20 protein-coding genes are annotated in these 22014 nt (G+C 40.6%); 12 read left to right on the plus strand and 8 right to left on the minus strand.

Translation table 11 applies throughout. The annotated features are described in order from the left end of the window. Positions 1-14 precede the first annotated feature (14 nt). The 4 genes from ACUXV0_RS01255 to hslU all read left to right on the plus strand — a co-directional run bounded on the left by ACUXV0_RS01255 (position 15) and on the right by hslU (position 8933). The gene (locus ACUXV0_RS01255; protein ID WP_446191241.1) at positions 15-3011 is read left to right on the plus strand and encodes a DUF11 domain-containing protein; all 2997 of its coding nucleotides are present in this window, start codon (positions 15-17) and stop codon (positions 3009-3011) included. 129 nt (positions 3012-3140) lie between these two features. Then, positions 3141-5108: a T9SS type A sorting domain-containing protein gene (locus tag ACUXV0_RS01260; RefSeq protein ID WP_446191242.1), complete on the plus strand. Its 1968-nt coding sequence runs from the start codon at positions 3141-3143 to the stop codon at positions 5106-5108. A gap of 56 nt (positions 5109-5164) precedes the next feature. Continuing rightward, positions 5165-7471: a sialate O-acetylesterase gene (locus tag ACUXV0_RS01265; protein ID WP_446191243.1), complete on the plus strand. Its 2307-nt coding sequence runs from the start codon at positions 5165-5167 to the stop codon at positions 7469-7471. A gap of 76 nt (positions 7472-7547) precedes the next feature. After that, entirely contained in the window at positions 7548-8933 is a 1386-nt protein-coding gene (gene hslU, locus ACUXV0_RS01270; RefSeq protein ID WP_446191244.1) for an ATP-dependent protease ATPase subunit HslU, read from the plus strand. Between the two features lie 32 nt (positions 8934-8965). On the opposite strand, the gene ACUXV0_RS01275 is transcribed toward hslU, so the two are convergent. Beyond that, on the minus strand, positions 8966-9850 hold the full coding sequence (locus ACUXV0_RS01275) for a 1-aminocyclopropane-1-carboxylate deaminase/D-cysteine desulfhydrase (protein ID WP_446191245.1): 885 nt from the start codon (positions 9848-9850) through the stop codon (positions 8966-8968). A 39-nt stretch (positions 9851-9889) separates the two neighbouring features. Then, positions 9890-10627 (minus strand): hypothetical protein, encoded by a 738-nt coding sequence (locus ACUXV0_RS01280; RefSeq protein WP_446191246.1) that lies wholly within the window; start codon positions 10625-10627, stop codon positions 9890-9892. Positions 10628-10804: 177 nt separating this feature from the next. Between ACUXV0_RS01280 and ACUXV0_RS01285 the strand changes: the two genes are divergently transcribed. The 3 genes from ACUXV0_RS01285 (at position 10805) to ACUXV0_RS01295 (ending at position 13667) form a co-directional block, all read left to right on the plus strand. Then, positions 10805-11866, plus strand: a complete 1062-nt coding sequence (locus ACUXV0_RS01285; RefSeq protein ID WP_446191247.1) for an RluA family pseudouridine synthase — start codon at positions 10805-10807, stop codon at positions 11864-11866. A 9-nt stretch (positions 11867-11875) separates the two neighbouring features. Further along, positions 11876-12325: an N-acetyltransferase family protein gene (locus ACUXV0_RS01290; RefSeq protein ID WP_446191248.1), complete on the plus strand. Its 450-nt coding sequence runs from the start codon at positions 11876-11878 to the stop codon at positions 12323-12325. Positions 12326-12470: 145 nt separating this feature from the next. Continuing rightward, positions 12471-13667 (plus strand): multiheme c-type cytochrome, encoded by a 1197-nt coding sequence (locus ACUXV0_RS01295; protein ID WP_446191249.1) that lies wholly within the window; start codon positions 12471-12473, stop codon positions 13665-13667. On the opposite strand, the gene ACUXV0_RS01300 is transcribed toward ACUXV0_RS01295, so the two are convergent. Both ACUXV0_RS01300 and ACUXV0_RS01305 read right to left on the minus strand, forming a co-directional pair. Further along, positions 13668-13991, minus strand: coding sequence for a hypothetical protein (locus ACUXV0_RS01300; protein WP_446191250.1), 324 nt, complete (start codon positions 13989-13991; stop codon positions 13668-13670). It lies immediately after the preceding gene. Beyond that, entirely contained in the window at positions 13988-14629 is a 642-nt protein-coding gene (locus ACUXV0_RS01305; RefSeq protein WP_446191251.1) for a hypothetical protein, read from the minus strand. Before ACUXV0_RS01305 ends, ACUXV0_RS01300 begins: the two co-directional genes overlap by 4 nt. A gap of 231 nt (positions 14630-14860) precedes the next feature. Between ACUXV0_RS01305 and ACUXV0_RS01310 the strand changes: the two genes are divergently transcribed. The 5 genes from ACUXV0_RS01310 to ACUXV0_RS01330 are packed head-to-tail and all read left to right on the plus strand — an operon-like array spanning position 14861 to position 18770. After that, positions 14861-15283 (plus strand): HYC_CC_PP family protein, encoded by a 423-nt coding sequence (locus ACUXV0_RS01310; RefSeq protein ID WP_446191252.1) that lies wholly within the window; start codon positions 14861-14863, stop codon positions 15281-15283. Positions 15284-15334: 51 nt separating this feature from the next. Next, positions 15335-17497 (plus strand): TonB-dependent receptor, encoded by a 2163-nt coding sequence (locus ACUXV0_RS01315; protein ID WP_446191253.1) that lies wholly within the window; start codon positions 15335-15337, stop codon positions 17495-17497. Continuing rightward, positions 17498-18052 carry a helix-turn-helix domain-containing protein gene (locus ACUXV0_RS01320; protein WP_446191254.1) on the plus strand — a complete coding sequence of 185 codons (555 nt, stop codon included), beginning with the start codon at positions 17498-17500 and terminating at the stop codon, positions 18050-18052. An 11-nt stretch (positions 18053-18063) separates the two neighbouring features. Further along, positions 18064-18408, plus strand: coding sequence for a heavy metal-binding domain-containing protein (locus ACUXV0_RS01325; RefSeq protein WP_446191255.1), 345 nt, complete (start codon positions 18064-18066; stop codon positions 18406-18408). An 11-nt stretch (positions 18409-18419) separates the two neighbouring features. Continuing rightward, entirely contained in the window at positions 18420-18770 is a 351-nt protein-coding gene (locus tag ACUXV0_RS01330; RefSeq protein ID WP_446191256.1) for a heavy-metal-associated domain-containing protein, read from the plus strand. A gap of 52 nt (positions 18771-18822) precedes the next feature. On the opposite strand, the gene ACUXV0_RS01335 is transcribed toward ACUXV0_RS01330, so the two are convergent. From ACUXV0_RS01335 to ACUXV0_RS01350, 4 genes are all read right to left on the minus strand, one after another. Next, positions 18823-19851, minus strand: coding sequence for a serine hydrolase domain-containing protein (locus tag ACUXV0_RS01335; RefSeq protein ID WP_446191257.1), 1029 nt, complete (start codon positions 19849-19851; stop codon positions 18823-18825). Between the two features lie 103 nt (positions 19852-19954). Continuing rightward, positions 19955-20416, minus strand: coding sequence for an SRPBCC family protein (locus ACUXV0_RS01340; protein WP_446191258.1), 462 nt, complete (start codon positions 20414-20416; stop codon positions 19955-19957). 57 nt (positions 20417-20473) lie between these two features. Then, positions 20474-21295 (minus strand): MBL fold metallo-hydrolase, encoded by an 822-nt coding sequence (locus tag ACUXV0_RS01345; protein ID WP_446191259.1) that lies wholly within the window; start codon positions 21293-21295, stop codon positions 20474-20476. Next, complete coding sequence (locus tag ACUXV0_RS01350) at positions 21295-21960, minus strand: NAD-dependent epimerase/dehydratase family protein (protein WP_446191260.1); 666 nt, start codon at positions 21958-21960, stop codon at positions 21295-21297. Before ACUXV0_RS01350 ends, ACUXV0_RS01345 begins: the two co-directional genes overlap by 1 nt. Between the last annotated feature and the right edge of the window lie 54 nt (positions 21961-22014).

Here is a 22014-nt window from a genome sequence, read left to right on the forward strand (position 1 = left end):
TTTTTTCGATTATCATGAAAAACAATTATTACTCTAATTCAGGCCGGGTGCCGAGTAGGGGCAGACTCAGGATGATCATGAAAGGGCTCGCGGCTCTCATCATGATGTTCTCAGGTCAGCTCTCTTTCGCTCAGACACCATGTTCGCCTGCTATTGATTTTACCGTTCAGTCCATCGACCAATCGGCCGAGGGAGTTAATGACGGTAAAATGATTATTTCAGGACTTCCGGATTCTGTTTTGGTAGGTTTTGAACAGTCTTCAACTTTACCATATAGTGGTACCTTATCAAGTCCTGGAGATAGATATGACGGCCTAACGGTAGCCACTGAAACAAACACAGTTGGTAGATATCTAACTGAAACATTAGCAAACCCTGCTGATGAAAATGGTACAAACTACGTTGTAAGAGCACAGTACCCAAGTGGTTGTGTAACTGACGTTGTATATAATCACCCACGTGTAAACTGGTCTGAAACTCCGGATTACACTGACTTAGCTGTTTCTATTACCAGTTCTCCATCTTATGCTGTAGAGCCTGGTGAAACAGTAGTTATCAATATTGCCGTAACCAACGTTGATACAAACACTAACGTGAACACAGTTACAGCAACTGGAGTTGAAATTTCTGTCATTGATGCTGTTAGTGGTTTGACATATATTCAAACAACCGGTGGTGACGGTACTTATAATGATGGTACGAATGTTTGGACCGTAGGTGATATTCCTGCTGGAGAAACACGAAGTATTACTTTGGAATATAGACTTGATGAAAGAGGTATTTATCAAATTCAGGCAGAAGTTAGCTCTACAACTAATACTGAAGAAGAGTATGACTCAACTCCTGCTGAAGATGTAATTTTGATGAATGAAGATGATGAGGGATCAGTTTGTATCTCTGCCCCTTGGGATTGGTGTGATACAGATACTTACTCATTTAGATTTGCTGGTGTTGATGTTTCTCAAATAACCTGGCAATACAGCTCAGATGGAGGTTCAAACTGGACTGACATTCCTGCGGGTAATACTGTCGCCGGGATAGGTTCTGTACCAGCTTCTAATGATTCATTGATCATTCTTGGGCCTGCAATGTTCTCTTATTACTACACCAATGGTAGTACGGATGCTTGTATGCCAGACGAGCCATGTTGTCCTATTGAGATCATTGAAGGTATCAAGCCAGATATTGCTGATTTAGATCCAGCAGCTATTTGCTATGGAGATGCATTCCCGGCTCAGACAGCTGTAGACGCTACACCTTTGGCAGATTATAATCCACTTGACAGAGGTGATGTACAGTATCAGTGGTACCAGTGGGATGGAACAGATGTTTCTTCTATGACTCCTATTGCAGGAGATACTACCATATTTGACTGGACGGGTCTTTCAGATACTGCCGGCACCTATTATTATAAAATTGTTGGTTGGGATGCGGATCATGAGACGTGTAGAGACTCAGCCGATTTTACCTTCCAGATTCTTGATATTGAGAAACCAGTTGCTTCTAGTAACTCACCTCTTTGTGAAAGAGATCAGTTAGAATTGACAGTTGCTAACCTTTCGGAGTATCCAAATCCGGCTGATTATACTTTTGATTGGACAGACTATCCTGCTGTTGATTTTACAGCCACTGGTGATAGTGTAGGAATAGCTTCTGTAGCCTACCCAAGTGATTCAGGACAATATATTGTACAAGTCTCACAGACCTTTACCACTATTGCTGATCCGGTATATTGTGAAAAAAGTGATACTATTAATGTCATTGTTTACCCTCTTCCTGATCCACCAACAGTGGTTAATGAAGAATACTGTCAGTTCGAGACAGTTAATCCGGTTGTAGAACAAGTAACCGACTCAACAACCAACTCTCACCCTTACTTGATTACAAATCTGGTTTGGCACTTAGAAGATACTTCTGCAAACCCGACCTTGTATACAGGTGACCCTGCATTGGATGCTTTTGTAGATAACACAGCTCCTGATAGTTATGGGCCGTTCATTGTGCAAACGGAGGATATAAATGGCTGTATTTCAGATGTTGATAGTTTCTACATCAATATCAATGAATTACCTGAGCCACCGACCGTAGACGATTTGGCTTACTGTGAATTTACAACGCCAGTTCCTGCCTTAACGGCTGGAAAGACTACTGAGAATGATGATTATGGATTAATATGGTGGGCTGGTACTGATACTACCACGGTTCCTGGTGATCCTGGTTTAGCACCAACACCAAGTACGGCTCTTATTGATACGTTAACATATTTCGTTAGTCAGGTAGACTCCACGTATGAGAATACCAATTGTATAAGTTTCACTTCTCGCATAGATGTATACATACGTGACGTGCCTGAAGCTCCAAGTATGGTGAATCCTGAATACTGTCAAGATGAAACCGCAACCCCACTTGATGATGTCGCTTGGTTTACTCCATCTGTAGCGAGTACTACCTCACCATCAGATACAGATACGCTATGGACCTTTGCCGGTTCCGTTGATGTTGCCACAGCTCCAACGCCTTCTACATCTGAAGCAGGTTCGAGTTATGGGACAGTGCATGAAGTTTGGACTTACGACCACCCTGACGGGTCTTCGCCAGCAACGGTTTGTCCTGGCCCTATAGAAGACTTTATTGTGGTTGTGAATCCTACTCCGGTATTTACATTGGTAGCTGTGAACGGGCTCTGTGATGGTTTAACTCCACTTAATAATGGTGAGCTTTACATTAGCGACTATCGTGATACAGATATCATTCGTTACACTGAAGGTGCTGCTTATGACGATGGTAACCAAGCCGCTCCGCAGCAAACAGGTTTAGAAGTAGATACCAATGATGGTGTATTCGCCTCTGGTTTGAGTAACCCTCCAACAGGTGGTGCGGCCACTACATATTCAGTGCAGGTTGAAACAGAATTCGGCTGTACGTACGAAGACTCTGTGGATCTTGCACCAAAAGATTGTGATTGTCCTGGTGGGTATTGTGAGCCTGCGAGCGTCACAAAAGTCCTCTAGAGACTTAAGCAACACATGATAATCTTTGAGCCAGTCTGATCATCGAGATCAGGCTGGCTTTATAAGCAAAAGATCCTCCCAACAACACCCAAAAAGAAAATACAGACTCATCAGTTGATCACTGAAATAATGAGCATACCTTTAAAATTGAGAATCTTTTTCACTAGAACCTTACTTTGCCTTTTGGTAAGTCAGTTCTCTTATGGCCAAAACGGTTATGAGAATGAATTGGTGACCAAATGTAAAGTGCCTATTTATGGTGTTACAGGTAAGGACGTCAGTGGAGAGGGAATAAATGATGGTGAAATCGGTATTACCGGAATCATCAACGCTACACACTACGAAATCCTCAAAGACAATAAAGACTATAACTTTGAAATGGCGTCGCCATTTGAAGAAGGGCAAACTTCTGTGAAAATTGGAGGTTTAGCGAATCCTGAGAATAACACAGTTTATAATATTAGACTATACAATAAATCTGAAGCTTGTTACACAGATCAGTCAATACATCTTTCTCATATAAATTACACTGCCAAACTCGAGTATACTGAATTGCAGGTTATTCAAGGAGTGGATAATCCATCACCGCAGATCGGTGAAATTGTAACCTTTACAACTGTATTACAAAATACCAGTAGCCAGCAAGCGACCAATGTTCAGCTGTCTCAATTTTATTCTCAGAGTTTGGAGATAGTTTATTTCTATGCCGATATCGGTACATATTCACCGATAACCAGTACATGGGATGTAGGCAATGTTAAAGTAGGGACCAACCCAAAACTCGTGATTAGAGCAAGGGTGTCTCAAAACGGGTTATCCTACCTGACCTCGTTTATTTCAAAAGCCAATGGGGAGAACCTACTCTTTGGTCAAACGATTTCAACTCAGGACAGCTCTTTGCCCACAATGGCTACCAGCTGTGTTACCGTTCCTATTGAGATTAAAAAAGACGAAGTGTATAAAGTCACTCTGCAAGACTACAGAGGTTTAACTTGGTATTATAAAGATGCGGCTGGTAATTTCTCTGAGATCAATGATTTTACAAACCCGGCCATTGCCGAGGTAAATGCAGATAGTTCTTTAAGTATTAAGCAAAGTGGGGAGTTTACCTATACCAAACAAACGGAGACTTGTACCTATAATGCTTGTTGTCCTATAATTGTTCAGGGCTGTAAAGGGCCACCGATTATCGTGGATTCGGTTTATTGTAACTCCAATGTCGATAGTTATAATATTCAAGTTCATTTGATGAATGACAACTGGAGTTTAGTTGAGAGAGTATTCTATGCTTTGTCAAACCTTAATTATCCTATACTTTCTAATTATTTGAGGAGATTAAATGTATTGCCATTAACAGCTAGTGCGGGTTTTGTGACATCTCTAGGAGGCGGCGATTACTTGATTGAAAACGTTCCGGCCTTCATGCCAAATGTTACCTTGGTTTCTACAGATATTCAAGGCGAGTGCCGCAATGTGAAGATTGTCAACGCTCCGAACTGTGAACTGGCCGTTCTACCTCAGCCTCAATTAGCATCTACCTTAGAATTTTACTCGCCAGGGCAGATGATGCCAAACTTAAAGGTGGAGAATCCACAATCTAAAGTGAAGACTTATTGGTACGCAGATGAATTAGGAGAAAATAGAATTGGTAAAGGAAATAACTTCAGACCGTCCGAAACGGGCACCTATTATGTTGCTTTCGTAGATAAAAGGAACAAACGAAGTAGTCAGCTGGTAAGAGCTGAGGTTCGCGATATAGTGTCCGAACAACCTGGTGAGTTCATAAACCTTCAGGTTTGTGACTGCAAAAACCCAAGTATGCTTCCTGGTACTATTGATAATGTAGTTACGGTAGCCAAAATCTATCCTAATCCGGTTCAGGATAATCTACATGTTGAGTTTGAAATGCCTGAGCTTACACAAACAGCCGATATTATGGTCTTTAATATGAGTGGAAGACTAGTAAGTGTATATGCTCTTAATGATAAAGTTGGCGAGTTAAATGCCGATATTTCATCATGGGATGATGGACTGTATATCATGACAATGGTGGTTGATGGTCAGAAAAAACTTACACAACGCTTTGTGAAGAGATAGATTGACTTAATTCTTTTGGCATTGTTGATTAACTTTGGGGCTTAAGAATTGAAACTTTGCCCAGAAAACTCCTTTACCTCACTTTTGTTTGTTTATCCATATCTTTTATTGCAGCGGCACAGGTAGAGTTTAGCTCTTTCCCTGAAGATATGCAGCTGTACACCAGAGGTGAAAATAATAAAGCTACAGTTGAAATAGCAGGCACTTCCACATCTCCCGTTTCTGGTGTTTCACTTTTAAGAGTCACTGACAGCGAAGGCACAGAAGAAGAATTTCAAGTCCAGTTTAACCTTGACAATTCATTTAGTTTTGAGGTAGAACTGGAAGCTCGACTTACACAATACAAGTTTGAGTTCTTTCATAATAGCTCAAAAGCCTTAAAGACTGCAGAGGGTATATTATGTGGTGATACTTTCGTTTTTTACGGTCAGTCAAATGCTCTTGCTTTGGCCCAATATTGGGTGTTGAATGACAGTATTTCTAAAGAGTATACCAGAAATTTTACTTTCAATAATGAGGAATCAGATGGTTGGCATGATGGCACTTTTCCAGAGTTGGGGAGTCTGGCCAAATGGTTTTGTTTAGAGTATGTAGAAAAACAGAAGGTCCCTGTTTTAATCATAAACGGAGCAGAAGGTGGAGTAAGCATAAATTATCTAAATGAGCGAACTCCCGAAAAACCTGCAAATCTTAATAACCTCTACGGACGATTACTGACCAGAGTTCAGGAGAGTAAGGTAAACAAGGTTAAAGGTTTGGTTTTCTTACAAGGCGAACATGAGGCTCATGCAGCATTGGAAGCCATAGAGGCTTATCCCAGAGAGTTTGATGTTCTTAAAAGGAATCTTGATTTTGACTTTCCTCCCATAGACCATTATTATATATACCAATTGGGTATCATGAATACTCATAAATTTTGGTCTGCTGGCTTACTCCGTGAGTATAGAAGAAATCTGCCCAATCAATATTCAGACGTTTCAGTTATTTCTTCGGCAGGTTTTGGTTGGTTTGACTATGATGGTCTTCATTACGGACTTAACGGCTATAAAACGCTGGCCAAATGGCTGTATCAGAGTTTTCTAGACTATGAGTTTAATGAAAGTCAATATAAGGCCTTAAATCTCAAAAAGCTCATTCACGAGAAAGAAGAGAAAAGGTTAAAATTAAGCTTTAATCAAAATATTAAAATCAATAAAAGCATAGACTTTGGTTACTACACCAGTTATCTGCAGGAGCATTTTTATGTGAATAGAAGCTGGGGATTCGTTGATTCTTTGTTTACCCAAGGAGAGCATTTATACCTTTATTATTCAGAATTGCCAGGCAATACCTTAACCTATTTACCTTCATTTTATGAAGATCCTTTAGGAAGACCCTATAACGGGCCGTACATAAAAAATGATGTAGGCATACCTGCACTAACTTTTTTTGATGTACAAATAGAGGATCAGTTACCTATTCCGGTAGTAGAAAACTCAAAACGAAATGGCGATCATATAGATTTTGAGTTTGATCCAGGTATACAGGAATACTGTCCGGATTGTGCCCTAGAGGCTTTTGTAGTGAGTAATGTTGGAAGCCAGCAAATAGCTGTTTTTGATAACCCAACCGGTTTGAAAAAGTTTGAAATAAGTGATCAGGTAAATGAAAATGCAACTTTTGCTTTTAGGCATGTCAATCAACTTTCAGAATCAAAGCAAGTATTTCTGGCTGTAGGGGAGAGGAGCTTAAAGGATACTGATTTTGATGCCATCCCGGATGGTGTAGACAATTGTATAGCTCTACCTAATTCAGATCAATTCGACTTCGACTCAGATGGAATTGGAGATCTTTGTGATGACGACGCTGACGGAGATGGGATAATTGATGATGAGGATAATTGTTTATTGAAAAAGAACCCAGAACAACCGAAGCTAGAAATCAAAGACGGATACCTGATGACTTCTTCTATCTCAGGAAAGCAATACCACTGGATTGTGAACGGTGAGTACAGTGAAACCACCAACGATAATCTTTACATTATCAGAAATACCGGTGATTATGGAGTTTTCATTACTGACGAAGAGGGCTGTGCAAGTTTACCTTCAGAATCTGAATCAATTATTATTTTGAGCTCCGAAAAATATTCTGGGAATGTAGTATATCCTTCTCCATTTCAAGATTACTTGACCATTGTAAGAAAGAATAATTCGGTGGAGAATGCTGAATTGGTGGACATGAACGGCCGCCTGTTGCTTAGCTCAATAATCAATTCAAATTCAACTTCAGTTTCAACAGAGCACCTAGCACCCGGTCAATACATCCTTCTTTTGAAAACCCACACGGGTCAATTAATTGAATCTAAAAAGGTCTCAAAGCTTTAAGGATAATAGAATCTTTATGTCAGGCTTTTCGTTTATCTCTTGACACAGACGAAAAAGCAGAAAGAAATCAATAAGAATGAACAAAACGATAGAAAACCTAACACCAAAACAGATCGTAGAGGAACTCGATAAATACATTATCGGTCAGAATGATGCCAAGAAAAATGTGGCAATAGCCCTGAGAAACAGATGGCGAAGAATGAATGCCTCTGATGAAATGAAGTCGGAGATTGTGCCGAATAATATTCTAATGATTGGTTCTACGGGTGTAGGTAAAACAGAAATAGCCAGAAGGCTGGCAAAGGTGGCTGATGCTCCCTTTACTAAAGTGGAAGCTTCTAAGTTCACCGAAGTAGGATATGTAGGTAGAGACGTAGAAAGCATGGTTCGCGATTTGGTGGAGCAATCTGTGAATATGGTCAAGACGGCAAAAAAAGAGGAGGTTAAGGTGAAGGCCGCTCAAACTGTAGAAGACATTATTTTAGATATCCTTATACCACCAATCAGCAAGAAGAATGAAAGAGCCAAGGTGGGCATTCCTGAGGGGGTAGGCCAGTCAGATGATGAGCAATTAAACGAAAGAACCCGAGAGTCTTTCAGAAGAAAACTCAAAAACGGTGAGTTGGAAGAACGTAAGATTGAGATCGATGTTAAGAGCTCTAATTCTGCTCCGATCGGTGTGATGGGAGGCCCGATTGATGATGTCTCCATGATGAATATTCAGGAGATGATCGGTGGCATGATGCCTAGAAAAAACAAGAAAAGAAAGCTCCCAATAAAAGATGCTCGTAAAATTTTGATCGATGAAGAATCGTCAAAATTGATCGATATGGATGAGGTTAAAGAAGAAGCCATTTGGAAGGCCGAAAATCTTGGGATGATCTTCATTGATGAGATTGACAAAATTGCAGCAGGCGGAGGTAAGAGTGGTCCAGATGTGAGTCGTGAAGGGGTTCAGCGTGATCTTTTGCCTATTGTGGAAGGTTCTACGGTAAACACTAAACATGGCTCTATTAAAACAGATCATATTCTGTTTGTGGCTGCTGGTGCATTTCATGTTAGCAAGCCATCAGATCTTATTCCAGAGCTTCAAGGCCGTTTTCCTATTCGTGTAGAACTGGAGTCACTCACAGAAAAGAATTTTTATCAGATATTAAGCAAGCCGAAAAATGCGTTGACCAAGCAATACACCGCTATGCTTGAGGCGGAACAAGTAGAATTAAGTTTCAATGACTCTGCGTTAAAAGAATTGGCTAGAATTGCGTTCGAAGCCAACTCAGAAGTAGAGAATATAGGAGCCAGAAGGCTTCAAACGGTGATGAGTCACTTATTGAACGAAATCTTGTTTGACGTCCCCGATAAAATCGGACCCAACGCCAAAATCGTGATTGATGATGCCATGGTCAAAGAAAGGCTTGCAGGGTTGGTTCAAAATAAAGATTTGAGTCAATACATTCTGTAAAGAAAAAGAGGCTGATTTTTCAGCCTCTTTTTTTATAGCGATACTGGCTTTCCTTGCAGGCCACCGCTGTGGTAAATGACAACCTTGCTTCCTGGCAGAAAGTAATTTTTCTCTGTCAGGTCTATAGCAGCATTGAATAATTTGCCCGTATAAACGGGGTCCAGCGGAATATCATAGTTGCTTTCGAAAATTTCAATAAAATTTGAAAGTTGATAATTCCATTTGCCGTATCCACCAAAATGATAATTAGTCAGAATTGTGGTATTCACAGGGGGCTGTCCCATTAGCTTCATCATTTCATCTTGAATAAAGCCTCCATTTTTTAGGACAGGTATCACTACTAATTCTCCATTGAAGGTAGAATTTGATCGTATTCCGGCAGCCGTACCTCCGGTACCCGCGGCACAAAGAATATGGCTCGGACTAAACTGATCTGTGATCTCAGAGACCATTTCAGATACACCTTGCAGGGCTTCTTTGTTGGTTCCACCTTCAGGTATTAAGTAGTAGGGCTCGTCTACAATTTTTAAACATTCTTCTTTCGATCGATATTTTTCTCTGGAAACAAAGAAAAATTTCATTCCTTGCTCATGGGCATACTGTAAAGTCGGACTGGACAGCTCGTTAAGTTCATCGCCTCTGATAATACCAATGGTCTTAAAACCATAGCGTTTTCCAGCTGCGGCTGTGGCATAAATATGATTGGAATAAGCACCACCAAAAGTCAGAATCGTTTCCTGATTTTTTGTTCTGGCTTTCAGTAAGTTATACTTTAGTTTTCGATACTTGTTTCCTGATATTGCCTTGTCTGTCTTATAGTCTTCTTTTACCCAAACTTCAATTCCTTTACGATCGAAAATCGGGGCGGTGAGTTTGACCAACGGGGTAGGAAGGTCAACTTCGTGGTTAAGTTTCATTAAGCGAATTACACCAAAAAAAATAGAATTTTGCAAATTCTACATTGATTCTGCAGAGCTTACCAATGCCAGAACATCATTTTTTAAACTTAAGTCAAAAGAATTTTCAATCATGTATTTCTTTACTTTTGGGGCTTTTCTCCCAAACATTCTGTAGAATTTATCTCTATCGCCGATCACAAGAACACGATACTCATTGCTGAGCAAGAAAACGCTCTTCTCCATATAGCCACCGTCATATCTGTTTTGTGGAATTATCTCGTAGCCATTTGTAAAGGCAAGCCTTGAGTTCTTGAATTCTCTTTGATGACGCTGATAAACCTTTTTGGAGCCGTTATAGATTAATTCGTAGTAATAATCTCCGGTGCCTTTGATCTGATGATCAAGACGCGTAAACTCTGTACCGTTTATTTTAACCCAATTAGGTTTTAACGTTAATACGCTCATAGATGAGCTTTCAATGACGTAGAGTTGATTGCGGTGCAAATCAAGGGCCATATGACCTTTCATGTTTTTTCCACCGCTTAGCCTGAATTCTCCATCAAACCATCCACCTCCATAAAACGGACTCCCTGCAATTTTGGATCCTTCATCAAATTGTTTTTTTAGCCTTTCAATTGATTCTTCTGTTTCAGATGTATTGTCTATTGAGGTAAAATTGAAAGCAATGTCCTCTACTTCCTGAAAAAAACTGAGGTCTTTTTTGACAAAATAGCTTTCTCCTTGTCCGAAACTTGAAATTGAAATCAGTGATAGAAGTGTAAAGAGTTTTTTCATTTAGCTTTTTCTTTGTTGTGCTTCAAAGCTTAAAAACAAAATATAATTCTGTAAAAATTTTAATAAATAAAATATAAGTTCTTATTTATTTCATATGTAAAAATTTAAATAATGCAATTATGACCTTTTAGAACTGAAATTCTGTGAAGTGGTAAATAGGGATTAAGCACTGAAATCATGAACTTTGCCTCACTAAAACGAATCAAAGTGGCTGATAATCCAGAAAATATAGAAGAGGAAGAAGATGATTTATATGAGCATCTGACCATTAAGGCTGACCCGGGGCAAACCCTCATGAGATTGGATAAGTTTATCACTCTGCATTCAAATTACTCCAGAACTAAGATTCAGAACGCTATAGACACCAATTCTGTAAAAGTAAATGGGAGCTCAGTAAAGCCTTCATATAAGATTAAGCCTGGTGATGCGGTCAATATTTATGTGGCTAAACCGCCAAAGGAGCCTACGGAGGTATTGCCGGAAGATATTCCACTCCATATTCTGTATGAAGATGACGCTGTTTTGATAGTCAATAAAGAAGCGGATATGGTGGTGCACCCTGGTTATAACAACTGGAACGGTACACTTGTCAATGCATTGGTACATCATTTTGATAACCTGCCCACCTCTAAGAATGGTGCTATACGTCCGGGCCTTGTGCATAGGATTGATAAAGGAACAACAGGATTGCTGGTGATCGCTAAAACTGAGTTTGCTATGCAGCACCTTGCTGGGCAATTTGCTGATCACAGCACAGAAAGAACGTATTATGCCATTGTTTGGGGAGAGCCAAAGGAGGATAAAGGCACCATTGACATTAACCTGGGTAGAAGTTTTAAAGACCGAAGGGTTACAGATGTATTTCCAGAAGGCGACCACGGCCGTAGAGCTGTCACGCATTATGAAGTTCTAAAAAGATTGAGGTACGTTAGTCTGGTTAAATGTAATCTGGAGACGGGTAGAACACATCAGATTAGAGCCCATATGAAGCATTTAGGACACCCACTATTTGGTGACCCGACTTATGGTGGCGATAAGCCACTAAGGGGCAATATGTTTTCTAAATACAAACAATTTGTTGATAATTGCCTACAGATGTTGCCGCGTCAGGCTCTTCATGCCAAAACCCTGGGCTTTGAGCATCCTACTACCAAAAAGTGGATGCAGTTTGACTCAGAAATACCTCAGGACATGAAAGAGTTATGGGAGAAATGGGAACATTACGTTCAATATAACTAAGCGATTCTAATGGAAATTAATGTAAGAGTAGGAGAGGCCGCAGATGTGCCGGCCATGATGAAACTGGTAAAAGAACTGGCCGAGTTTGAGAAAGCTCCTGAGCAGGTGAGCAATACTGAGGAGCAGATGTTAAAAGATGGTTTTGGTCAGAATCCAATATTCGGCTCCTTTGTGGCTGAGGCAGATGGAGAAATCGTCGGCATTGCCATCTACTACTTCCGTTACTCTACCTGGAAAGGTAAAAGGCTATACCTTGAGGATATTGTAGTGAATTCTGAATTCCGTGGAAAAGGTATGGGTAAAGCTCTTTTTGACAAAACAATAGAAAAGGCCAAGGAAACCAACTGCACAGGCATGATGTGGCAGGTTCTGGACTGGAACCAATCGGCTATAGAGTTTTATAAACAATACGGAACCCGTTTTGATGATGACTGGGTGAACTGTAAACTTGACTTTTAATTTTATATCCCGCTTCGGCGGGACTTTTTGTTTAGCATCAGAAATTTAACCACTCAAAACCTAAAGACCTTTATTACCGTAACATTTGTTACTACTTGGTTAGTCATAAAGCCGTATTCTTGTAGCATTCATTATGAACTCAGGTTTGAAGAGAAATATACTAATCCTTTCGGCAGTTTTGGTCTTTGCTGCTGCCATTGTGTATGTCTTGTTCTTACGCGAAAAAGAGGTGATTACTCCATTGACGAACTCCTGGGATACGCCAATCCCGCATCAGGAGGTGCCCGCAAATCTGGCATCATTAAAAGCTGAAGACTGTGGGGCTTGTCATAAAGAGCATTATGAAGAATGGAAACTGGCTACCCATGCCCATGCCTGGACAGATCTTCAGTTTCAGGCTGAACTTCAGAAAGAGAGCAGCCCATTTATGTGTATCAATTGTCATATTCCTCTTCAAAATCAACAAGAGTTTATAGTGACGGGTTTAATCAATAATGACATCTACAGACCTGTCAAAGAGAAGAATCCACATTTTGATCCTATTTTAAGGAAAGAGGGGATTACTTGTGCCAGCTGCCATGTACGAAACGGTGAGATCATCGGGGCTAATGGTTCTAAGTTGGCTCCCCATCCGGTAAAAAAGGCTCCGGCCATGCTTGATGAAAGTTTATGTATTGGTTGTCATAATGCCAGTGCAGTCATTACGCCTACTTTGGCCTGTACTTTTGAGACGGGCGACGAATGGAAAAACGGACCCTTCTTCGGTGAAAAAAATTGCATCAGCTGTCATATGACAGAGGTAGAAAGACCTTTGGTTGCCGGTTATCCGGCAAGGAAAAGTCACAGACACTGGTTCACGGGTTCGGGTATTCCTAAGTTTGATACTGTACAAACTACTGTGCAAAATGGCCTTGAGTTTTACCCAGGTGAGCTGGCAGGAACTTTAAACCGAAAGGATACTGTAAAGTTTGAGTTCATGCTCAAAAATGAGAATGCGGGTCACAAAGTGCCTAGCGGCGACCCAGAGCGTTTTATTCTCACCACCATGACCATTGAAAATAGCAAAGGTGGAGTGTTTGTGGCTGATACTTTCAGGATTGGTGAAGAATGGGAATGGTATCCTGAGGCCAAAAAGCTCAGTGATAATAATATGTTACCTAATGAAGAGCGAGTTTATGAGGTAAAAACAAAGCCTCTACTGCCAGGTGAGTACAAGGTTAAGGTCAAAGTGACTAAACATCGCCTAAATAAGGAAAACGCAGCGTATAACAAACTTGGTGATAATTACCCATTGTTCATTACCATCTACGATGAGGAGTTTCCGTTTAAAGTGAGCAAGTAGCTACCATCTTTCCCAAGGGTATCTTTTCTTCGCTTTTTTACGTTTTTTACCACTTTCTGAGGCCTCAAACTCAGTATCTGGATTTTCTTCCCCTTTATCTTTATCCCATAAAAAGTGTACTTTATGTGGTACACCATAACGAGGTGAAAATACTCCACTTACCAGATCACTGTGCTGGTGTTCATATTTTGATCTACAGGTGTCCATCGGGCATCTGGGTGCCCAGCATGAACTTAAGAAGAAGCTCAATAAAGCCACCAGGCTCAGCTCTTTTAGGCCTAGGCTAACGGGTTTTCTGGTTTCCTGATAATATCTTCTTTTCATATCGGTAAGCACAATCTAATTCCTGCGGTTTTGCTTAAAAACAGGCCTTTGGTATTATTAATCCTTGGCGGTCGGTTCGTGGTAAAACCTATATTTTGAAGCTCCACCTCTGAATCCGGGGTTTGTGTAACATATTGACCAACACCTATACCTGCAAAAGTATCAATAAAGAACCATTTAGAGATCAGGAAGTGGTTTCCAAATTTGACATGAATGGCTCTCTCTACTGTAGCCACATCCAGCTCAGTAAGTGAGGGTAATGTGTTTCCTCCGTAAAGGATAACGTCTGGTCGGTAGGTATAGCTAATGTCTTTCTGGGCATATTCTAAAGCATAATACCTGCCGAATGGCTTTTTGTCTAAAGCGTAAAAAGGGTACCAGTCAGAGAAGTACCCTCTGATCTCCCCTCTGATGATCTTAGTCTCCTGATCTGGGAATAGTGCTTTATGTTCTTTATCCAGACTCCAGCTACTTTTACCTTTTCCATAGTCAAAACCAAAACTGAATTTTCCGAAAGGTGGAGCCAACTCTACGCCATATTGAAAAACATTATCTCTGCCAAGCAGGGCCGTAGGAGTAACTTTGAGCAATAAAAAAGGCTGATGTGTAAACTTCAAAGGCTTTTTTCTGACGCTCATCTCTGTATTTTCAAGAGTTGAAGAGCTCCATTGACCTTTTGCCCAAAAGGTTATAAACAGTAAACTTATGAGAATGAAGAATCTTTGCATGAAAGCACCTTGGTACAAAATATCTAAACGTTGAGTTCAAGGTTTATATTTCCAAACACAATGCCAATTCCGGAGAATTTTGTAAATCTTGACTCCTCCGATATAAACCAACTCCATTTTAGATTCGTTATCTTTGTACAAATGAAAAAGCAATTGCTACGCATATTGGCAGTTTTTATGGCTCTGAACGTTCTGTTCAGTAGTACTGGGCTGGCATTTTACGAGCATACCTGCCACATTTCTTTAGAGTCTACCGTCTCTCTTGTTCATGAAGATGAATGTTGTGGAGTGGAGTCATATACCGTTGATTCTGATTTTGAAGGTCATCAGCTGAAGCAAGGTGACTGCTGCCACACGGAAGTAGAGCACAAGCAACTAGATATTAACTCTGATTTTCAGATTAAAAAAAATCTGAAAGCCAAGAAATTAACTGCTCATACTCAGACAGTTTTTGGGTCATTTCAATTCCTGAAAAAGTCAGAGGTAGTTTTTACCAATCTACAACGTCCCCCGCCTCAGTGGGGTCTTAAATTTACCGTTCTTTACCAGCAGTTTCGTATCTGATACCAGGTGAATCGATTGATTGTCAATTGTTTTACCTAATCAGTATCAAATATGAAATTAAATTTATTGTGGGTTTTTCTGCTCTTAGGATTCACAGCAGAAGCCCAGGAAGTCATCGAAGGAATGGTGATGGAGAAAAATGGTGAGGTCTTAAGTGGTGCCATTATCAGGTGGGCCTCTGACCCTTCAAACGCCGTTTTTACAAATGAATCCGGTCAATTCTCAATTCAAAAAAAGGAAGGTGACCACACATTAATATGTAGTTTTATTGGCTTTGTGAATGACACCCTGGAGGTGGATGAAAATACTCAGCTGGTTTTTGAATTAAGTTCTGATTTGCAGCAGATAGATGAAGTGGTAGTTAAAGGCAGTTCTACCGCTGTGGATAGAATTGCTACGCAACAAACCCAAATCATCACATCAAAAGAATTGGCAAAGGCGGCCTGCTGTAATCTGGCAGAAAGTTTTGAGACCAATGCCGCTGTCTCTGTTAGTGGGTCAGATGCCGTAACAGGTGCACGTCAGCTTCAAATGATGGGGCTCTCAGGAAGATACGTTCAAACTAATATTGAAGGAATGCCGGCCGTGAGGGGGCTAAGTTTACCTTTCGGGTTAAATTATGTTCCCGGGACTTGGATTCAGTCCATTGATATTTCAAAGGGTGTGTCTTCAGTGGCTTTGGGGTATGAAGCTATTTCAGGTGCTATCAATGTGGAGCTTCATAAGCCAGATCACGCAGAACGTTTTTTTGCCAATGCTTATGTCAACGATCTCGGTAGAGCCGAGCTGAACGTTCATGCCGCCAAAAAGATGAAAAAGTGGTCCGTAGGTTTATTGACTCATGGCTCTACATTACAGAATGAAGTCAACAGAAATGGTGACAACTTCATGGACACGCCTAAATATCATCAAATCAATTTGCTGAATCGCTGGAAATATGATGGCGAGCGTTTCAGATCGCAGTTTGGTGTTAACTTTTTAACAGAGGATAGAGAAGGAGGAGAGATAGTTAACCCAATTTTAAGCAGATCTGCTTATCGATTTGCCAATCAGACGCAGAAGCTTTCTTTCTTTAATAAAATGGCGGTTCTTTTTCCAGAGACACCTTACAGAGGTTTGGGCCTTATCATGGATGGCAGTATTCATAGAGGAAACTCCACTTTTGGTTTGAATACCTATGATTCAGATCAAAATACCTTCCACTCAAATCTGATCTATCAGGATATCATCGGCAATACACAGCATACTTATAAAACGGGTTTAAGTGTCTTGGTAGACCAATACGACGAGTATTTTTCTAATTTCTCAAATGACTTAGTCTTACAGAGAACTGAGGTAGTACCAGGGGCTTTCTTTGAGTACAATTATAATCAATTAGACAAAACTGTCGTTTCAGCGGGCTTGAGAGCCGATGCCCATAATTTATTCGGTGTTTTTGTGACTCCCCGTTTACATCTGAAACAAGAGTTAGGAAGTCATACCACACTCAGAGCATCTGCCGGGAAAGGGATGCGTGTGCCGGTGCCTTTGGCAGAAAACTACGGTAGACTGGTGAGTAACAGAGAAGTGGAATTTCTGGACCCTATTTCTACGGAGATTTCCTGGAATTTTGGAAGTAGTCTGACCTTTGAAAAAGGAAAAACCACTCTAATCTTAGATGCTTACCATAGTGAGTTTAAGACACAGCAAGTGGCTGATATGGAAACGGCAGGTAAAATCTTTTTTTATAATAGCACCGAAAGGTCTTTTGCTACCAGCCTGCAGGCAGAATTGATGGTAGATGTTACAGAAAGGTTTGATATGAAAGCAGCTTACAGGTGGCAAAACGTTAAGCAAACGATGGGAAGATCTTCTGAACAAAAAGAGCTTTTGCCTATGGCATTTTTACCTGATGGTTTTGCCCTTTTAAATCTGGCCTATGCTTTGCCATATAATAAATGGAAGTTTGATGCCACCTGGCAATACCGCGGTCCGCAGCGTTTACCTGGTCAAATAGAAAGAGTCAGAGGTTTCAGTACAATCAATTCTCAGATAGCCAGAAACTTTGTGGACTGGGAATATTACCTGGGTGCCGAAAATTTGACGAATTTTATTCAGGAAAATCCGATCATCTCATCTTATCAGCCATATTCTGAAAGTTTTGATGCGGGGCAAATATGGGGGCCAGTATTGGGTAGAAGATTTTATGTAGGAGCCAGATACAGAATCAGATAAATGGAAGAACTGAGAATCAAAAATATGGTATGTGACCGTTGCATTCTTTCGGTGTCAGAATTATTGAAGACACAAGGTGCAGAGGTACGTTCTGTAGAGATGGGTCTGGTGAAACTAAAACAGCCCTTAAAAGATCCTGAGGGTTTTGAGAAGCAATTAAATAGTATTGGCTTTGAACTTCTCAAAGACAAGGAGCAGGAGTTGCTGGAGCAATTGAAATACGTCATCATTGACCTGATTAGAAATCAGGAAGAGGCATTGCAAAAGTTTACCATTTCAGCGTATCTGGAGCAGGAGATTGGTAAAGATTACAAGAGCCTAAGTGCCTTGTTTTCATCAAAGGAAGGCAAGACGATAGAGCATTTTGTGATAGCACAAAAGGTAGAACGCATCAAAGAATTATTATCTTATAAAGAATTAAGCATAAGTGAGATAGCTGATAAATTGCATTATAGCAGCGTAGCTCATTTATCAAATCAATTTAAAAAAGTAACCGGTCAAACGCCCTCTGAATTCAGAGCGAATGGCCAAAGAATAGCATTAGATAAACTATAAAAAGTAAAACAATGAAATCGATCAAACTAGGGCTTCTGGCCTCTTTATTTTTAATTTTTGCAGCAGCCTGTAGCTCCTCATCAGAAACGGTTGAGACCACCAGCGAAAGTACTGAATTAGCAGAGGCCGGTGAATACTCTTGTCCCATGAAATGTGAAGGTGATAAAACATATGCTGAGGAAGGGAAATGCCCTGTTTGTAAGATGGATTTAACTCTTGCTTCTGCTGAGGCTCACTCATGTCCGGAGGATTGTGACCCTGAGACTTGTACTAAAGAAGATTGTGATTGTGAGCATTGTGAAGCCCACAAAGAAAACCATAGTGAGATGCACAGTGAAATGCATCCTGAACATTAAAATTTAAAATAATGAGAAAACTAATTGCATTAATAATTGTAGGCATGGCCTTTAATTTTGGAGCCACTGCTCAGGACTTTGCCAAGTATGACAAAGTCATTAAAGTCAAAACATCTGCCGTATGTAAGATGTGTAAGGAAAGAATTGAACGTGATCTTAGCCTGACTAAAGGCGTAGAGAAAGCCATACTAAACCTGGATGATAAAGTGGTAACGGTGGCGTATAATGAAAAGAAAACCAGTCCTGAAAAGCTGAAGGAAGCTATTTCTAAGATCGGTTATGATGCCGATGAGGTTATAGCTGATCAAAAGGCTCATGACAGGTTACCTGACTGTTGTCAAAAAGACGTAAAACCTCATTAAGGGAAAATTTGTGGTAGTAAAGGGGTGAAGTCTGAAAGGCTTCACCCCTTTTTTATTGATTCTTTCTAACCAAACGCACAATTCGGTCATAGATAATCTCTGACTTGTTCCAGAAAACTCCACCGCTGGTACTGGTAAATTGAATAATGACGGCATCCATATCTTCATGATAGCGGGCTATACTCTGGTAGCCTGGCAGTAATCCTGTATGATGATAGGTGTAAATTGAGGAGTAGATCTCCTGTTCTTTTTCTGTAAAGAAATCGCCTTCGATTAGTGCACGCAAAAAGATTCCGGTGTCTTCAATAGTTGAAATCATAGAACCACTTGGATTGACAAAATTGAAGGTTTTGGCGTCATGGTCAAAACCATGCATATACCCGCTCATAAGGCTGTCTGTGTCTATCTCTTTCATGAGCGAGAAGGTATGTTTGAGGCCAAGAGGCTCAATAATTTCAGAACGTATATATTTATGATGCGAGTAGCCCAAAGTCCTATCCATGATGGCTCCGAGTAGCACGAAATTGGTATTACTGTATTGATACTTGGCATCTGGCTCAAAAGTCGCCGATTCGCCCTCAATGAGCTTCAAGGTAGCCTCCATCGTTTGAGGTGGGTCTCCCCAGGGGTAATCGCTGGCATCAGTGAAATTAGGTATACCACTTCTATGCTGTACCATCATTCTAAGTGTGATTTGGTCAGCGTTCTTTATAGCCACATCGGGTAAATGATCAGCCAGTTTATCATCTAATGAAAGTTGTTCGTTTGCTACCAGTTTAGCCACAGCTGCTGCCACATATAATTTACTTATGCTGGCTATTTTAAAATAAGAATTGGGGTCTGCAGGGGTTTTAGAAATCCGGTCTTTACACCCGGCAGAGTAAAATTGAGGCTCCTGACCTTTTTTATCTACGTATACTAAAATGCCATCAAAACCATCATCTATGGCTTGATTGACCTGCTCCTGTAAGGTATCAGGCATGGGCGTGAGCCACATTCTGAGGATTCCCCACGGGACAAAAAACAGAGAAACAATACTGGAACTGATGAGCACTATTTGAAAGACTTTTTTAAACTTCATGACTATACGTGCAAAAGTAGAGGACTTCCTTCCGGCTCAAAACTGATTTGTGATAGAAGGAGGATTATCAAGATAACTGAAGTAGTGCGGATATAGCTTTAGACTATTTCTCTAGTATGCCTTTCAGGTTTTCTAAACTCTGAGAGATGTCTTTGCCCAACATTTTTTGGAAGAAGCCTTTGAACAAACTCATCGGAAACTTAGTAGGGCCTCTGAAATCCCAGATCACCTGTGTTTGACCGTCTCCGGCATCATTCAGGATAAATTTAGAGACGCCAACATTATTCATTGGTTTCTCAAAACGTAACTGATACTCAATTAGATCGCCATCTACAATTTTCATAATTTCCTGCTCACCAATACCCACGTTTCTGACTTCACTCTCCCAACGGTATACAAAACCCACGGAGCCGTCTGTTCCAGTATAGGTCGTCTTTTTCTTAGGGTCATTCATGTTCCAAACACTAAAATTATCTGCATTTTTCACCAGTTTTAAATAGTCAAAAACCACTTGTTTGGGTTGCTGAATTACTACAGACTTTTCAACGATCATTTCCTTTGCCATAGCTTAATAGTTTAGATTTTTATACAAGATAAGCCGATTTAGCGGCTTTGTCTAAGTTTAAGTCAGATTCTCAAGATCTCGAATGGCAGACCTCACCATATTCATTTTTGAGAGATCTCCGCCCGAGATGAGTACAAAGAAGCGGTTCTCTTTTAATTTCATGGCTTTAAAGATTTCTTTGGTATCAAAACCTTTGGCGTGGTAGTGTTCTACGCTTTCATAGAAATCAGAAAGAAAAGCCAGTTTTGCTTCCAGTTTCTCTCGGCCTGCGGTCAGTTGGGGATTATGACTGCAAAACAGCTGGGCAAAATCAAGCTCGAGAACTCGTTTGATGGATTCGATTTGCTGCAGCATGCTTTCGCTGTATAAAAAGTACTGTATGCGTACGCCTAGGAACAAATCTGCCGAGAAAAGCCACTTTTTGGTGGGTTCATATAAGGCAAACATATCACTGGCATGACCAGGAATAGGGATGAGCTGAAAGTTATAATTCGTAGTGTTGAGAACTCCCTCAATGGGCTTAAGGTCAAAAGAAGGTGGTCTGTTTCCCCAGGTGATTTTTTGAGCAAAACTCAAAGGTGGTGGGTTTTGCATTTGCATACAGCAGGCCGGTGAGGCATACACAGGGCAATTATGCTGTTTTTGTAAAGCCTTGATATTGCCTGAATGGTCTTCATGATGATGTGTGATGAAAATCTGCTTAATGTCCAGGTTTTGCGTAGTGGCCAGAATTTCCTTTTGCATGGTATGCTGACCGGTATCTATCAGCAGTCCATCAATAAAATAGATATGGGTAAATAGACGAGGCTTACCAATAAGCTGATAACCAAACCTGTAAGCTTGAACCTCATCACTCTGAAAGCTATGAAAGGATTTCATTACGCCAGACTTGCCATTTGATTGATTTCTGCCCCTCCGGGATGTTTATTTTCCTGCGGATGATTCACCACATTGATCATGGCACGGCCAATTCGAGTAGTGGTAGTTACCGACCTCATTTTCTTGAGCAAGCCATAAAAGGGCCCCATGATGATCAGCATTACCTGATACAGAGCCGTTCTGGATTTAATACCCTTCTCCGGTATGATAGCCCCAGGTCTGAAGGCATAGGCATCTTTAAATCCTTTTTGCAAAATCATATTCTCTGTTTTGCCTTTCACTCTAGCCCACATGCTTCGTCCTTTCTCACTGCTATCTGTTCCCTGACCCGAGACATAACATACCACCATGTTTGGCTGATGCTTGTAGAGTTCATCTACCAAAGACTTGGTGACCTCAAAGGTGAGTTCTGTGTACTTCTCTTCACTCATGCCAGCAGAGGAAACGCCCATACAGTGGTAGCAAGCGTCATAACCTTTTAACTCGCTGGAGATGGTTTGAAATTGCGTGAAATCCTTCAAGATGACCTCTTTAATCTTTGGGTCTGAGACCTCAATAGGATTTCGATTGACCAATAAGATGTCGGTAATGTTCGGATCTTCAATGGCCTCCAATAATACCCCACGACCCACCATGCCCGTGGCACCAGTGATGATAACTTTCATATGCTGTTTTTCGTCTGTGATGAGTTAAAGTTAGGGGATAGGAGTTAGAATATT

The organism is Jiulongibacter sp. NS-SX5 (assembly GCF_052828545.1).